Source organism: Methanoculleus frigidifontis, from assembly GCF_030464345.1.
GTDB lineage: Archaea > Halobacteriota > Methanomicrobia > Methanomicrobiales > Methanoculleaceae > Methanoculleus_A > Methanoculleus_A frigidifontis.
The window spans coordinates 1-14280 of record NZ_VCYH01000010.1 but is presented as its reverse complement, the minus strand read 5'-3'; the positions used below and the strand labels follow the sequence as shown (position 1 = coordinate 14280).

Below are 14280 nucleotides of genomic sequence, written 5' to 3'. Positions count from 1 at the left end.
TGAAAGAGAATCTCAGGCCACCGGTGCCCGGAGTTCTCCCTCCCGTTCAGCAACGCATATGTCGGCAACCGGAGCCGTACCCGCCGGAACCTTCTCTCTCCCCGGGCACGTGTTACGGGGCGGTCCGCAGCGTGAACCGGAACGCCGCCCCTTCCTCCGGATGCCCCGGCACCCGGTCTTCGACCCAGACCTCGCCGCCGTAGCGTTCGACCAGGATCTGCACCAGGTAGAGCCCGAGGCCTTCGCCGACGCCCCGCTTCTGCTGTTCGTAGCGGTGGAAGATCGCCTCCTTCTCCTCGTCCGGCACGCCCGGGCCGGTGTCCGCGACCGTCACCCGGACGAACCCATCTTCCTCGTCAACCCTGACAGTTATCGTGACATCCGGGCCGCCGAACTTCACGGCGTTGCCGATGAGGTTGGTGAAGATCACAGAGAGGAGGTCGTCTGCCAGAACAGATATGTGCGTCTCTTCGTAGAGGAACGTGCCGCTCGGAAAATCGTCGATCACCCCGCGGATAACCGCATCGAGGTCCATCGGTTTGAGCTCGGACGGAGCCCGGTGGATCCGGCGGATGGTGGAGACGGTTCTTAGAATATCGATGCTCTTCTGGATGCTCCGCTGCAGTTTCTTCACATACCCTACCGCCTCCCCCTCCAGCGCGTCGATCAGGAGGTCGGCGTAAAGGTTCGAGACGTTCTCGGTGTTGCGGATATCGTGGGTGAGGATGTCCAGGTACAGGTTCGCCTCCCGGTTCGCAGACGCAAGGTCGCGGTGAAGCCGGGCAAGCTCTCTGGTGTGGCGGCGAAGGGTTTCCTCGGCCTGCTTGCGCTCGGTGACGTCCCGGAACACAACCAGGATCGAAGGCAGGCCCTGATAGAGGATGGGTGATGCGGCGATCTCGACGTCGAGACTCCGCCCGTTGAGGGTCCGGAGTTTCTGCTCGAAGAGCGGCGTTTCCGTGCCCTCCTGCTGCATCCGGCGGATCTGCTCGTCGACGAGATTGAGAAACTCGGGATGCACGAACTGGTACGCCGGTCTGCCCAGAAAGTCCTCAGGACTCTTCCCGCCGAGGAGCCGGATACCGGCAGGGTTCACGTAGACGACGGTGCCGTCCCGGTGCACGGCGACGGCGTCCGGTAGGAACTCGACAAGGAAACGATAGCGCTCCTCGCTCTCCCGCAGCGCTTCTTCGGTCTTCTTCCGTTCGGCCTTCTCCCGCAGAGACCTGATGCCGAACGCCAGATCGCCTGCGAGTTCCTCGAGCAGATGCACCTCTCCGGTGTGAAAGGCGTCCGGCACCGCGGCATTGATGTTCAGTGCGCCGAAGACCCGCTCGTCGCCGTGCAGGGGCAGTGCGATTGACGACGCGTAGCCGCGCCGGACCGCTTCGTCCCGCCAGGGGGCAAAGGCGGGGTCGGTCGAAACGTCGCTGGCGATGGCGGGCCTGCCCGAACGGATCGCCGTACCGGTCGGCCCGCGGCCACGCCCGGTATCCGCCCAGGTGATGGTGACGGTCTCCAGATACCCGTCCTCAAAACCCGCAGAAGCCGCCGGGCGCACCGTCCGGGCGGCGTCCTCTTCGGCAAACCCGATCCACGCCAGGGGGTAACCGCCCACATCGACGATGATGCGGCAGATCTCCTGCAGAAGCGCCGGCTCTTCGGTAGCCCGCACGACGGCCTGGTTGCACTCGCTCAGGATACTGAGCATCCGGTTGATCTTGGCCAGCTCGGCGGTTCGCTCAATGACCCGCCGTTCCAGCTCGCTCCGGGCTTTCTGCAGCGCCTCTTCAGCCGTTTTCCGCTCGGTGATGTCGAGCACGATCCCCTGGTAATGCGTGATGGCGCCGTCCGGCCCGCGGCGGATCCAGGTCCGGTCGTCAATCCAGAGAACGTCGCCCGACGCAGTCAGTATCCGGTACTCCTGGGCGAACTCGTCGCGTCCTTCGCGGCTGTGCCGGGAAACCTCCGCCGCCACCCGTTCCCGGTCGTCGGGGTGGATGATCCGGGCGTAGGGAATGCGGCCCGAGGTGAAGTCGGCCGGCGCGTACCCAAGCTGGCTGACGTTCTCGGAGACGTACTCGGCCGGCCATCCCTCTTCCGCCCGCCACAGAAACACGACGGCCGGGCTCCGGTTGATGATCGTCTCCAGCTCCTGCAGGTTCTCAAGGGCGCTCTCCCGCTCCTCCTCCGCCCGCGCACAGTCGGTCACGTCCAGTGCCACGCCGGCGATCCCGACGGTGGCGTCGTCCACGATGACCGGGGCGATAAAGTTCTTGTAGACTCTCCTCTCGCCTTCCAGCATTCTCTCGTATTCTCCGCGGATGACCTCGCCCTGCAGCACCTTTGCATCCTGCTCCGCCCAGAGAGCCGCAACCTCCGGGCGCAGCCCCAGGTCATCAATCCGCCTGCCCACCACGTCGCCGAAGTGTGCACGGCTGGCTGCGTTCTGCAGCGTATAGCGCAGGCTTCTGTCCAGAGCCCAGAACTCAAGAGGCAGGTTGTCGATCAGTGCATACAGGCGGGCGTCCGCCTCCCGGATCTCGCGCGTCAGGCGCTGCAGGCGCAGGTGGGTGGCGACGCGGGCGACGACCTCCTCGCGCTGAATCGGTTTGATACTATAGTCCGCCGCCCCGGCGTGGAATCCCGCCGCCTTCTCTTCAAGCGCGGCGATCAGAACGATCACCGGAATGTCCTGTGTGGCCGCATCCGCCTTCAGCCGGCGGCACACTGCAAAACCGTCCATATCCGGCACCGAGGTGTCGAGCAGAATGAGGGCGGGGCGGGCGTCCCCGGCCATCCGGATCCCGGTCTCGCCGTCGCCCGCCACCAGGACCCTGACGCCGTGGTCTGTCAGATGGCCGGCGAGCACGTCCGTTCCGGCAGGATCACTCCCGATGATCAGGATCGTATCGGATAGGGATTGCGTGCTCATCTGCTTTCCTCTGCAGCGGTCTCTCCCGGGATGCCTCTCCGGTCTCCGGAAATTACGGCCGCGCTGGTCCGCTGACCGGTCGGATGCCAGGGGACATCTGTTCACGGAGATATAAGGGTTTGTACCGGCCGGCCCGACCAGCACTTCTGCGCAGAACAGCAGTACGTTCTGCCGGTTTACCCCGGCCCTTCCGCCCCGATGCCGTGCCAGATCACCGCAAGACCCGCGTCGACGACCTCCTCTCGCGCCGTCCCCGGAGGCACCGCGGCGGCAAGGTCGACGATGCCGTCTGCCGTCCGCACGATCACGGTGAAGAGCACCGGATGCGGGACATCACGGATCACGCCTTCTGCCACCGCCTCCGCACAGAGGTCGTGCAGCCACCGAAAGTCCGCGTAGGTGCGATCCTTCACCGCGTCGCAGATATTCGGGGAGTGGTAGAAAAGGTTTAGAAACGCCCGCTCCTCCGGATGAGAGACTCCCCATTCTATGTAGCGTCGGATCCCGCCGGTGATCCGCTTCCGCACGGGAAGGGCCATATCGTCGCCCTCCCGGAGGTCTGCCGCCATCTCCCGCTTTATCGCGAGATAGACCTCGCTTGTGAGGGTGGCCTTGTCGGTGAAATGGTGGAAGAGCGCACCTGTAGAGACCCCTGCCCCCCTGCTGATCTGCGCTGTCGGTGTTGCGTGGAACCCCTGCGTCGTGAAGAGGCGCAGTGCCGACCGGAGGATCTTCTCCCGGGTATCGTCGGATGTGCCCGTATCCGCCATGGTCACTCTTTCTGCCGCCGCGTCATCAGCATCTTCACGAGCGGCTTCATCAGTTTTGTCGAGAAGCCGTCGAGGTCGCGGGAGACCTTCTGCAGTTCGTCGGGGATCGCAATACCCTGGGGGCATGCCCTGACGCATTTCCCGCAGCTCCGGCAGAGGGAGGCGTTTGCAGGGTGATCGTCGAACCCGATCACCTGGGCGATGTAAAACCCCCTGGTCAGCATCCGGCTGCCGCCCATGTGGTACTGGTTGTAGAAGTGGAAGCACTGCGGGATGTTGACGCCGAACGGGCAGGGCATGCAGTAGGCGCATCCCGTGCAGTTGACGCGTATCCTGCTTTTGTAGGATGCCGCCGCCGCATCGACCACGGCACGTTCGGCGTCGCTCAGACAGCCGGGCAACGCGTCTTCACAGGTCCGGATGTTCTCCGCGATGTGGGCTTCGTCGTTCATGCCGGAGAGGACGACCGTCACCTCCGGGTGGTCCCAGATCCACCGGAGCGCCCACTCCGCCGGGGAGCGGGCGCTCCCGGAGGCGTCGTAGACCTCCTGCACGTCTTTCGGGAGACCTGCGGCGAGCATCCCGCCCCGGAGGGGTTCCATGACGATAACGGCGATATCTTTCGAGGCGGCGTACTCGAGTCCTTCCCTCCCCGCCTGGTTCTCCTCGTCGAGGAAGTTGTACTGGATCTGGCAGAACGTCCAGTCGTAGGCGTCGACGATCTCCCGGAAGGTCTTTCGGTCGCCGTGGAAGGAGAACCCGAGGTTCCCGATCTTCCCTGCGTCCCGTGCAGCTTCCAAGAACCCGAAGACGTCGAGACCGGCGAGTTTCTTCCAGGACTTCGCATCGAGCGAGTGGAGCAGGTAGTAGTCGATACGGTCGGTCTGGAGCCGCCGGAGCTGCAGATCGAGGATCCGGTCCATATCCTCCCGGCTTTTGATCTGCCAGTGGGGGAGCTTGTCTGCGATCTTCACCCGCTCCCGGTAACCGTCCCGGAGTGCCTTTCCAAGGACCTTCTCGCTCTCGCCGTTGTGATAGGGGTAGGCGGTGTCGAGGTAGTTGACGCCGCTGTCGATCGCGCTCCGGAGCTGCCGGACCGCACGCGCTTCGTCTATCCGGCCGAAACGCGTCGGGAGGCGCATGGCGCCGAATCCGAGGGCGGAGAGCGCATCGCCGTTCTTCGGGACTGTTCTGTACTGCATGGTTTCACCAGGCTTCTTGACTGACTAATCAGTCAGTATGGGTAGCAGTACAATAACTCCGTCGCACCTATATACGTTTCGCTGCCGCTTCCCCGGACCCGCCTTCGGCAATGGAATACTGCCGGGGATCTATTTCCACTCCCAGGTTTTGTCGTCGATTGTTCCATCCGGCGCGATCTCGACCTCGAACACCAGCGCTACGCTGTTAAGCCTGCTCAGGGCAGATGAGGTGGTCTGCAGGTAGCGGATTCCCCGCATGCTCCATCCCGGGCCTTCACTCGGAACGCTGATCCCGGATGCATGGACTGTGGCGGTTTCGCCGGCACTCGTCGTCACGATCGCGTTTCCTTCTGCGTATACCCCGCCTTGCGGCCTCTCCTTGGACCAGAACGTGGCAATAATGGTCACTTCGGTGTCGAGGAGTTTTCCCTTCAGTTCCATGGTCCTCTCGAGTTTCGGTTCTCTTCCATAATGCCGGACAATACGCTGCCCGATCACGTTGCCCGTCAGTTCTCCGATCATCTCACCGATCATACGGATCGCCGGGTGCATCAGACGCACCGATGCAGATAAAAGTAGTGTTGCAGATCCCCGGCGGGAGACCCGTCACTCTTCTCCGGTCACTCCGCTCGTGATTGTGAGGATCGGGCGCTCATCCCGCTCCTTCCCCTTCGCTTTCGGGCGGGAACATCATGACGCTCCGGGTGGCGTAGTAGCCGGCCACGGCCGCAACGGTGACGACGATCAGGATCTCCCACTGCAGGAAGACGAGCGCAACGATCGGGATCACCACGGCAGGCATCTTCAGGACGCAGATGATCATCCCTGCCATGACGGCGGGGACGGCGACGGCGGGCGGGATGAACGGGAAGAGAACGCTGACGGCGACGCCGAGGGTGCCGCCCGCAAAGATCAGGGGGAAGACGGGGCCGCCCTTGAAGACCGTGGCCATGCACCAGGTGCTGGCCAGGATCTTTGCCGCGGCGAGCAGCAGCAGCGCGACGGCACCGGCGGCGACGCCGGTCTCCAGAACGGTCACAAACTCGTTCTGGCCCGAGAAGAGCACGAGGGGAAACGCCGTCGCGGCGATCCCGAGGCCAATGCCGCCGGCCGCTCCCCTGACCAGGTACTGCCCGGCGAGGGGCTCCATCATCCGGCTGAAGAGGTGGAAGGCGGCGATGAAGAGGACGCCCGCACCAGCACCGACGAGCCCGAGGACGGCGGCGTAGAGGAGGTAGAGCGGGAGGATCTCCCCCATCGGAGGGAGCGGATACAGGGCGCCGCCGGTCGTCCGGGTGAGCCCGAGGTAGACCCCGAACCCGATCAGGCTCCCGACGATCCCGACGGTCGCGAGCCTCCGCACCTCGTGCTTCAGCCGGTCGCCCGCGAGCGTGCCCATGCTCCCGCCGAGGTCGATGGCTGCCACCTCGGGCCCGAGGCTTGCGCCGAAGACCAGGGAGAGGTAGATGGCGAGCAGCCCGGCGGGGAGGTGGCGGGGCTCGAACCGGCCGGTCTTCCGAAACTCCGTGAGGGCCTGCTGGAGCAGCTGCACGTGGTCGCCGAAGACGTGCAGGCAGAGCCCGACCGCCAGGCCGCCGACGGTCGTGAGGATCAGGGTGAAGAAGGGGACGGGAGGAGTCTTTGGCCAGAAGAGCGCCTCCCCCGTGTACTGCACCTCGAGGAAGACCACCATCGCTCCGGCTGCCGCGAGAGCGAGCAGAACGGCGACGATCACGAAGCGGACGGAGCTGCCGTCACGATGGGGGGTCACACGTTCTCTCCCTGGCCGAACTGGTATATAATATCCTGGCCGCGAATGCGTTCCACCCTCTTTTAGAGCCGCTCCCAGAGCATTGCGTAGATGACGCCGATGAGCGGGAACCCGACGAGCCCGAAGAGGAGGTTTTCAAAGTAGAACCCGGCCGGGTAGTTCATCGACGTAAACGTGATAAAGAGGCTCGGCACCGTGTAGAGCAGGACGAGGCCTGCACCGAAAGTCGCACCCCTGCCGCTCGGCGTGCCCTGCAGCGACCCCTGCACCAGGTCGTAGATGATGGCCGCCGCGAACGAAAGGACGAACGGATAGGCGAAGAAGAAGACCAGCAGCGGGTCCTCCGCCGCACGCATCCCGCCCAGGGCGAGGATGTCATAGGGAGCGACGGCCAGAATGATCGCCGAGACGACGAAGTTCACGGCGAAGAGGGCGATGCCACCGATGAATCCGCCTGCGAGGATATTTTTCGCATTCATGCATGTTCACAGGACGGATATCTCTTCGGGCTGCTCAAAAAGATTTCTTTTTTATCCGAGCAGCAGTTGCCGGATTCAATGCCCGGTTCCGGCTCACTCTGCAGGGGTGTCCTGCTCGGCCTTCCGGAGGGTGAACCGGAAGGCCGCCCCTTCCTCCGGCCGGCCTGCCACCCGGTCGTCTGCCCAGATGGTGCCGCCGTAGCGCTCGATGAGCACCTGCACCAGAAAGAGGCCGAGACCTTCCCCGACGCCCCGCCGTTTCTGCTCGTAGCGGTGGAAGACCGCCTGTTTATCGGTGTCGGGGATCCCCGGGCCGGTATCCTCGATCGAGACCCGGACGAGCCCGTCCTCTTCTTCTACCCGGACAGCAACCTCGACGCCGGGGCCGCCGAACTTGACGGCATTGCCGATGAGGTTTGCGAAGACCTCGGAGAGGAGGTCGTCGGCCCAGACCCGGCAGCCGGCCGCGTCGCAGTGGATGATATTCCCGGGGAACTGTGCGATCTCGCTTTGGACAATGTCGTCCAGGTTCACGCGCTTGTGCCCGCCGGAGGGCTGATGGATCCGTCGGATTTTGGAGACGTTCCCCAGGATCTCGATGCTCTTTCGGATGCTGCGCTGCAGTTTCTCCGTGTACTCCCGTGCGTCCCCGTCCTGCGCATCGATCAGGAGCTCGGCATAGAGGCTTGAGACGTTCTCAGTGTTGCCGATGTCGTGGGTGAGAATATCGAGGTAGAGGTTCGCCTCCCGGTTCGCCGCGTCGAGGTCGCGGTGGAGCCGGGCAAGGTCGTCGGTGTGGCGCTGGAGCGCCTCCTCTGCCTGCTTCCGCTCGGTAATGTCGGTGAACATGGCAAAGGATCCGGCAGGCGTACCGGATCCGTCTTTTTGGGCGGTTGCCGAGACCAAAACCCACCGCTCGCTGCCGTCCCGGTGCCGGAGCCGGCACTCGTATCTGCCGCCGCGGCCCTGCTCCCGCTCCGTCATCCGGCTCCGGTGCTCGTCGAGATCTTCCGGAAAAAGAATTTCGGTCAGCGATCGGCCGAGCAACTCCAGAGCCGAATACCCGAGCATGCCGGCCATCTTGTTGTTGACGTACGTAATTCGGGAACTGCTGTCCCGCTGCAGGATGCCCTCGTTCGCCAGCTCGACGATGGAGCGGAACTTCTCCTCGCTCTTTTTCAGGGCCTCCTCCGCCCCCCGCCGCTCGGTGGTTTCAGCCACCAGCATCGTCAGGAGGGACTGCTGTTTCCGGAGGGCGAAGTATGCGGCGGTCGTGGCCAGCAACGTGGTAAAAAGGATGGTATTGATGTGCGACTCTGCGAGGGTTATTTCGGGATAGAGGGTGTCCTTGACGAACTGGTATACGCTCATCAGGGCGAAGGTGAATATCGCCACCTTTCCGAGCGTGAGATAGAGGTTATATGGCCGGAACTCACTCTTCATGCGTGCCCCTTGGGAAAGTAGTGCGGTATTTCCTGTATAGCGTGATGCCGCTGGTATACGGGGGTTTCGTGCAGCACCGCACCTGCCGGGTCAGCTCTCGCGGTTCTCTCTCCTGCAGACCCCGTTCTGCATATTGGTGCCGGAACCGGAGGGCGGCTCCCGGCCCGCTGCGCGATCGCATTCTCCCCTGCGATATAATAAATCTTCTCCTGAAGTGCAGGTGCATACATGCCGGGTTTTTTGGTGAACCGTGCGGGCGGTCGCAATTGTCCTGGAAATATCCGGGGAAACCGGCCGCAGAGATCCGCGATGCACTGCTGTCCCGGTGGGGTTGCTGACGAGCGGAAAAAAGAGCAGGCTGCCCACATGCAGCCGTGAAACCTGCGTGTACAGGACGCTTCCGGTGTGCAGGGCCACAGAATCCGCCATACCGGGCGATTGCTGGATAGCCGTCCCGTGGTGCAAAACCGGGCGCGATCTGCAGGGAGGGTGTACTTGCGTATGATGCCCGGTTCGCGCCGCCCTTCACCGGTTCGGTGAAGCCAGGTTGAGGAGGAGATTGCTCCGACCGTTGGCCGTCCTCCTGTCGTTCGGGTTGATCATGAGTGCCCTGTCGTAGCAGCACAATGCCTCCTGGTACTGCCCGAGCTCGTCGTATGATTCCCCGAGCGAAGCCCATATCGCCGCGCCATGGGGATTCTGTTCCAGTGCCCTGCGGTAGCACTCGATAGCGGCGTCGAATTCCCGCACGGCCCGGTACATGTCCCCCTTCTGTTTCAACGCCGCATCGGGTTCGCCTGAATTCAGGGAAGCGGCAGACGCGTGAAACCCGCTGATGGCTGAATATAGGGGAACGTATCTTGCGAGGTCTATATCCATATTCTAACAAATGGGTATGTAGCAATATGAATATTTAAATGTTAGCCATATAGGTGTGGGGAGATATATGTCCGCTCGCCTTCGCAGGTTGCAGCCCTCTCTTTGCTGCCCGGGATGGTGACGGGTGATCCGGCGGCCACCTTTTTGTACTACCCCTCGTCAGGCGGCGATGATCCGGACGTCCATGGCAAAAAAGCGTTTTCAGGCGTTGAATTTTCCTCTCCTGCTCCGCAGGCAAAAATGAGTGGGCTTTACCTGACGGCGGTCAGGTTGGCGCCGAAGCACCCCATACAGGCAAGATCGATATCGTAGTCCGCCGTGTCTGAGACGATCGCCGGGGTCTGCCGGACAAGCCTGAAGACGACGGCGTCGTCCGGAACGGGCGGGTCAAGCGGTGCGTCGACGTTCTTCTGGATGACGAACCGTGCCGGGTCGAGATTCATGGCGTAGTATTCCTTGAACGCCTCCCGCTCTTCATCCGGGACGGCGAGCCAGTCGGCCACGTCGGCGACCGTCGGGTCGCACGGCACCCAGCCGTAGCCGGGCAGGGAGTACTCTGCCCAGAAGTGCGAGGAGGGAGCACCGGTAAGCAGCATCTGGTATCCCCCGATAGCGCGGGCTGGGATCCCGAGCGACCGGCAGAACGCAGAGAAGAGCATGCTCTGCGTCCCGCAGTCGCCATGATCGGTCTCGAACATGTAGGTGGACTCTGGCACGTGCGGCACCCGGGCATCGAGTGAGCAGTGCGGGACGTGGCTGTAGGGGTAGGTCCTGATGATGTGGTGGTAGATCAGCTGCGCCTGGAGGTGCGGGTTCGTCTCGTTCCCGACGATCTTGTGCGCCGTATCCCGGATAGCGTCCGTGATCTCGATGTTCCGCTCGGATGCGGTGTAAAGGAGATATTCGGGGTCGCTGGTGTCATACTCGCCGACCAGCGCCGGATCGATCGCGAACCGCTGCTCGTACGAGGTAAACCCGATCTCCGCCGTGAGGTTCAGGTCGCCCGCGATCTTCTCGACCGGAATCTCGTAGTAGACGTAGCCGATCGGGCCGGTGGTGAACGGCCCTTTCACGATATACGCCGGATACGAGAGGTTCGCAACGGTGACGTTTCGCTGCGAGTCCGTCTCGACCGGGAGCGGGTACCAGATCCGGAGGGCTCCCGTCGCCGGGAGTGCCTCGTTCGGGATCGCAAGCGTCTCGAAGCCTGTGTAGCGCACCGGGTTTACGTATGGGCCGGTTCCGTCGGTCTGCCCGTCCATGAGGGCGTAGCGGGAGACGAAATCGAAGTCAATCCTGCGAGCGCCCAGCCTTTGCATCTCCTCCGGGTGTGCATAGAGATAATCGGCGCCGACATCGTAGAAGTACAGCGTTTCACCGTCGGAGACGATCGTCTGGGCGCGGTGATCGAGCCAGTTGCGGATCTGCTCCTCAGTGATGCCCGGGATCGCTTCCCGCATAGCCGCTTCTGCATCGGATCTGCCGAACGGGTACTCCATAATCGTTCGGTTCGTCCGGAAGATCGCATTCCTGGCCAGAAGAGCCGTATCCGCATCCCCTGTGTCGGTGGCGAGGGCGTAAGCCTCGGCAAAGGATGCTTCTGCGGTCCGGTAGTTCGCTGCCTGGTATTCGGCCAGGCCGCGGGAGTACGCCTCCCCGGCGGCGGATGACCCGGTTGTGACCTCCGATGTGCCGGTACACCCTGCCGAGGCGGCCAGGAGGAGGGCTGCTCCAATCAGGAGGATGAGCGTGGTGCAGTATCGCATAGGAGATGATGGGATGGAGATGCAGCAAATACCTTCCTATATGAAGTTGCTTTCCCCTCCCGGGAACCGGTGCGGTTTCGATCGGTATATCACGCCTGCATGACATTCTTCTTCCATGAACGCGAGATCGGCTGGAAAACTCCTCGGCTTCGGGCTCCTCACCTGGCTTCTCCCCTTCCTCCTCGCGGTCCCCCTCTACTCGCCGGAGGGCGAGCCGCTCTACGACATATTCCTGATCAAGTCGGTCATGATTGTCTTCTCCGCAGCAGTCGGCACCGCTCTCATCCTCCTCTACTTCAGGGGCGTGCACGCCCGCTACCTCCGGGAAGGCGCCCTGCTCGGCGGGGTCTGGCTCCTGATCAACTGGGCGCTCGACGCCGCCGTCCTCCTGCCCCTCTCCGGGATGGACGCCGGCACCTACATGGCGGAGATCGGCCTTCGCTACCTCACGATCCCGATCATCGCCGTCGGGATCGGGTACGCGGCGGAGCAGGCGGCGGGGGGAACCGGATAACCTCCCCGCTGCACACACTTATCTGCAGTGCCGGCCATACGGCCGCTCCGCCATGCCCCCGTGTCGGAACCTCTTCGACTGTGAACGCCGGATCCGCGGAAGCGACCACGAGATCGCCTGCATCTTTGCAGACGAGTGGACACTCCTGAAAGGCGGGATCACCCAGGGCTACATCTTCGGCGTCGGGTTCACCGACGAGGAGTTCTCCCTGATGCGCCGCGGCATCCTGACCCACAACCACACCGGGCCGTATACAAACTCTTTCTCGCTCGGGGACGTGACGAAAGCCGTCGAGGCCGATCTTCGGGAGATCCGGGTGGCCGGGCAGCGCTTCACCTTCTCGATGAAGCCCGGCGCCGCAGGCTGGCCGGCGCCTGAGGCGATCCGGGAGCGCTACCACGCGATCGAGAACGATTGCCGTTTCTACCTTGAGTTCCGCATCCGGTTCCTCGAGGTCGGGCGGCGGGAGGGTGTCCCGGAGGGAGACGACGCCCGCTTCTTCAACCACCTCATCTGGGAGCGCCTCTCCCGGGAGATGGGGCTCTGCTATAGCCGTGAGGAGTGGCCGGGGTAGGGAAAAATCCCGACCTTTATCTCCTGCCGAAAGAATACTGATCATCCGATGCCCCGCCTGATCCGCCCCGACGAACTGGGCGCCCTCCTCGCCCTCTACCGGATCCTGCACCCGGAGGACCCGGTCTGCACCGATGCCGCCGGCCTGGAATCACTCTGGCAGGAGATCTGTGGCGACCCGAACCTCTTCTGCATCGTGCACGAAGCGGACGGCGTGCCGGTCTCCTCCTGCACCCTCGCCGTCGTCAAGAATCTCACGCGGGGCTTTCGGCCGTACGGGGTGATCGAGAACGTCATCACCCACCCGGGCTACCGCAGGAAGGGGTACGGGACGGCGGTGCTGCACGAGGCCGTCCGGCTTGCCCGGGAGCGCCGCTGCTACAAGGTGATGCTCGCGACGGGGGCGAAGGACGAGGCCACGCTCCGGTTCTACGAAAACGCCGGATTTTCGCGGGGTGTGAAGACGGATTTCGTCGTCTACTTCTGATGGGATGGATGTGAACCGGAGACTCGCAGCCTTCATCGATCTTACGCGGGCTCACTTCGCCGTTATCTGGCCGTTCCTCTTCTGCTCCGGGATGCTGCTCGCCTTTCAGAATTACGGTGGATTCTCCTGGAGCCTGCTCGTCCTCAACGACTACGTCGATCGTGATATCGACCGGCGGGATGTGGGCGGACGGCTCACCCGCTACTGGCGTCCGTTTCACGAGCGGCCGCTGCCGGAAGGCAGGATCGCCCCCTTGACCGCTCTTGCCCTCTTCCTGCTGCTGGCAGCCCTCGCGGCGGTCTTGATCGCCGCACTCCCGTTCCCGGCAGCCTCTACGCCCTCGCCATCATGGCCTACTCCTACGCGGCGGAGTACTTCTACCAGGTGAAGAAGCGAAAGCAGGCGTTTCCCATCGCCCAGGTCGTGGGGAGGACCTACTTCGCCCTCTTTCCGGTCGCAGGCTACCTCGCGGTCGGCGGTCCGGATGCGACCGCCCTCCTCTACTTCCTCTTCTTCTACCCCCGGACGCTCGCCCACCTCGCGGTCAATGACATGGCAGATATCGCCAACAATCGCGCCCGGGGGCTCGCGACGATCCCGGTCATCTACGGGATGGCGGGCGCGGCGCGGTGGGTGCTGGGCTTTTCGCTGGTGCACGCCGTGCTGGCGGCCGTCTTTGCCGCGACGCTCGGCACGGTAGCAGCCGCAGGGTTCACCGTCGGGCTCGTCCTGCTCGCGGCGGCGAACGCCCGGTTCCTCCGGCAGAAGAGCGACGATGCGGCGATGCGAGCGCTCCCGCTCGTGCACGCTTTACTGCTCGTCTCCGTGGTGGCGATCATCGCAGAGGCCGTACTCTAGCCGACCGCTTTAGCGTTTGAACGTCGGCATCTCGTATTTGTAGAACTTGCTCTTCGCTGCAAGGCAGACCGGGCAGTGCCAGTCGTCGGGCAGATCTTCGAAGGCGGTTCCCGGCGGTATGTTCGCCGACGGGTCGCCCAGCTTCGGGTCGTAGATATGGCCGCAGACGGAGCAGCGATACAGATCCATGGTCATCGGGAGAGGGATATCTTCTGGAAGGAGAAAAAGGTACGGTCTTTGGAGAAGTGTCTTCAGATCCCCTTCTACATCCAGACGACGTCGAAGAATTCTCCCCGCTTCCTGCCGACGTTCCGGAACCTGCCGCATTCGACGAATCCGTTTTTGTTGTGGAAGCGGATGCTCCCCATGTTCCTGGAGGAGATGCCGGCGAGGATGCAGCCGATCCCCTGCTTCCTCCCCTCCCGCTCGAGGTGGGCGAGCATCCGCGACCCGAGCCCCCTGCCGGTACATCCCGGGAGAATTGCGATTAACCCTCTCTTCCATCAAGGATTTGCTCTTTCGTTCCGCCACTGCTGAGCCGCTTTCTTCCTGAACTCTTGCCTTTAGGGGTTCTTTTGGATTTTCTCGAGAGCTACCGCTCGG

16 protein-coding genes are annotated in these 14280 nt (G+C 63.2%); 5 read left to right on the top strand and 11 right to left on the bottom strand.

Annotation, left to right across the window (positions count from 1 at the left end):
* Positions 1–112: 112 nt before the first annotated feature.
* From FGU65_RS13260 to FGU65_RS13220, 9 genes are all read right to left on the bottom strand, one after another.
* On the bottom strand, positions 113–2935 hold the full coding sequence (locus FGU65_RS13260; protein WP_301664972.1) for a PAS domain S-box protein: 2823 nt from the start codon (positions 2933–2935) through the stop codon (positions 113–115).
* Between the two features lie 176 nt (positions 2936–3111).
* A complete protein-coding gene (locus tag FGU65_RS13255; RefSeq protein ID WP_301664971.1) occupies positions 3112–3705 on the bottom strand; it encodes a TetR/AcrR family transcriptional regulator in 594 nt (197 codons plus the stop codon).
* Positions 3706–3707: 2 nt separating this feature from the next.
* The gene (locus FGU65_RS13250) at positions 3708–4907 is read right to left on the bottom strand and encodes an aldo/keto reductase (protein WP_301664970.1); all 1200 of its coding nucleotides are present in this window, start codon (positions 4905–4907) and stop codon (positions 3708–3710) included.
* Between the two features lie 129 nt (positions 4908–5036).
* Positions 5037–5459, bottom strand: a complete 423-nt coding sequence (locus FGU65_RS13245; RefSeq protein ID WP_301664969.1) for a hypothetical protein — start codon at positions 5457–5459, stop codon at positions 5037–5039.
* A 100-nt stretch (positions 5460–5559) separates the two neighbouring features.
* Complete coding sequence (locus FGU65_RS13240) at positions 5560–6678, bottom strand: chloride channel protein (RefSeq protein ID WP_301664968.1); 1119 nt, start codon at positions 6676–6678, stop codon at positions 5560–5562.
* Positions 6679–6740: 62 nt separating this feature from the next.
* The gene (locus FGU65_RS13235; RefSeq protein WP_301664967.1) at positions 6741–7157 is read right to left on the bottom strand and encodes a hypothetical protein; all 417 of its coding nucleotides are present in this window, start codon (positions 7155–7157) and stop codon (positions 6741–6743) included.
* Between the two features lie 93 nt (positions 7158–7250).
* Positions 7251–8600 (bottom strand): PAS domain S-box protein, encoded by a 1350-nt coding sequence (locus FGU65_RS13230; RefSeq protein WP_301664966.1) that lies wholly within the window; start codon positions 8598–8600, stop codon positions 7251–7253.
* 525 nt (positions 8601–9125) lie between these two features.
* Entirely contained in the window at positions 9126–9479 is a 354-nt protein-coding gene (locus tag FGU65_RS13225) for a tetratricopeptide repeat protein (protein WP_301664965.1), read from the bottom strand.
* A gap of 251 nt (positions 9480–9730) precedes the next feature.
* Positions 9731–11245, bottom strand: coding sequence for a transglutaminase-like domain-containing protein (locus FGU65_RS13220; RefSeq protein ID WP_301664964.1), 1515 nt, complete (start codon positions 11243–11245; stop codon positions 9731–9733).
* A 115-nt stretch (positions 11246–11360) separates the two neighbouring features.
* On the opposite strand from FGU65_RS13220, the gene FGU65_RS13215 reads away from it, so the two are divergent.
* Genes FGU65_RS13215 through FGU65_RS13195 form a run of 5 tightly spaced genes read left to right on the top strand, consistent with a single transcriptional unit; the run spans position 11361 to position 13677 of the window.
* Complete coding sequence (locus FGU65_RS13215; RefSeq protein WP_301664963.1) at positions 11361–11759, top strand: hypothetical protein; 399 nt, start codon at positions 11361–11363, stop codon at positions 11757–11759.
* A gap of 52 nt (positions 11760–11811) precedes the next feature.
* Entirely contained in the window at positions 11812–12333 is a 522-nt protein-coding gene (locus FGU65_RS13210; protein ID WP_301664962.1) for a hypothetical protein, read from the top strand.
* Positions 12334–12381: 48 nt separating this feature from the next.
* Positions 12382–12819: a GNAT family N-acetyltransferase gene (locus FGU65_RS13205; RefSeq protein WP_301664961.1), complete on the top strand. Its 438-nt coding sequence runs from the start codon at positions 12382–12384 to the stop codon at positions 12817–12819.
* Between the two features lie 10 nt (positions 12820–12829).
* Positions 12830–13207, top strand: coding sequence for a UbiA family prenyltransferase (locus tag FGU65_RS13200; RefSeq protein WP_301664960.1), 378 nt, complete (start codon positions 12830–12832; stop codon positions 13205–13207).
* A complete protein-coding gene (locus FGU65_RS13195; protein ID WP_301664959.1) occupies positions 13168–13677 on the top strand; it encodes a UbiA family prenyltransferase in 510 nt (169 codons plus the stop codon). Before FGU65_RS13200 ends, FGU65_RS13195 begins: the two co-directional genes overlap by 40 nt.
* 9 nt (positions 13678–13686) lie before the next feature.
* Here the strand turns inward: FGU65_RS13195 and FGU65_RS13190 are convergent, their stop codons facing one another.
* Positions 13687–13872, bottom strand: a complete 186-nt coding sequence (locus FGU65_RS13190) for a rubredoxin (RefSeq protein WP_437344453.1) — start codon at positions 13870–13872, stop codon at positions 13687–13689.
* A gap of 68 nt (positions 13873–13940) precedes the next feature.
* Positions 13941–14159 carry a GNAT family N-acetyltransferase gene (locus FGU65_RS13185; protein WP_301665067.1) on the bottom strand — a complete coding sequence of 73 codons (219 nt, stop codon included), beginning with the start codon at positions 14157–14159 and terminating at the stop codon, positions 13941–13943.
* Positions 14160–14280 lie beyond the last annotated feature (121 nt).

What these genes read in the sequence shown, in the direction of transcription:
- FGU65_RS13255 (WP_301664971.1), bottom strand. Translation starts at nt 3,705, where the DNA reads ATGGCGGATACGGGCACATCCGACGATACCCGGGAGAAGATCCTCCGG.
- FGU65_RS13205 (WP_301664961.1), top strand. Translation starts at nt 12,382, where the DNA reads ATGCCCCGCCTGATCCGCCCCGACGAACTGGGCGCCCTCCTCGCCCTC.
- FGU65_RS13245 (WP_301664969.1), bottom strand. Translation starts at nt 5,459, where the DNA reads ATGCACCCGGCGATCCGTATGATCGGTGAGATGATCGGAGAACTGACG.
- FGU65_RS13260 (WP_301664972.1), bottom strand. Translation starts at nt 2,935, where the DNA reads ATGAGCACGCAATCCCTATCCGATACGATCCTGATCATCGGGAGTGAT.
- FGU65_RS13210 (WP_301664962.1), top strand. Translation starts at nt 11,812, where the DNA reads ATGCCCCCGTGTCGGAACCTCTTCGACTGTGAACGCCGGATCCGCGGA.
- FGU65_RS13195 (WP_301664959.1), top strand. Translation starts at nt 13,168, where the DNA reads ATGGCCTACTCCTACGCGGCGGAGTACTTCTACCAGGTGAAGAAGCGA.
- FGU65_RS13225 (WP_301664965.1), bottom strand. Translation starts at nt 9,479, where the DNA reads ATGGATATAGACCTCGCAAGATACGTTCCCCTATATTCAGCCATCAGC.
- FGU65_RS13190 (WP_437344453.1), bottom strand. Translation starts at nt 13,872, where the DNA reads ATGACCATGGATCTGTATCGCTGCTCCGTCTGCGGCCATATCTACGAC.
- FGU65_RS13215 (WP_301664963.1), top strand. Translation starts at nt 11,361, where the DNA reads ATGAACGCGAGATCGGCTGGAAAACTCCTCGGCTTCGGGCTCCTCACC.
- FGU65_RS13230 (WP_301664966.1), bottom strand. Translation starts at nt 8,600, where the DNA reads ATGAAGAGTGAGTTCCGGCCATATAACCTCTATCTCACGCTCGGAAAG.
- FGU65_RS13235 (WP_301664967.1), bottom strand. Translation starts at nt 7,157, where the DNA reads ATGAATGCGAAAAATATCCTCGCAGGCGGATTCATCGGTGGCATCGCC.
- FGU65_RS13250 (WP_301664970.1), bottom strand. Translation starts at nt 4,907, where the DNA reads ATGCAGTACAGAACAGTCCCGAAGAACGGCGATGCGCTCTCCGCCCTC.
- FGU65_RS13220 (WP_301664964.1), bottom strand. Translation starts at nt 11,245, where the DNA reads ATGCGATACTGCACCACGCTCATCCTCCTGATTGGAGCAGCCCTCCTC.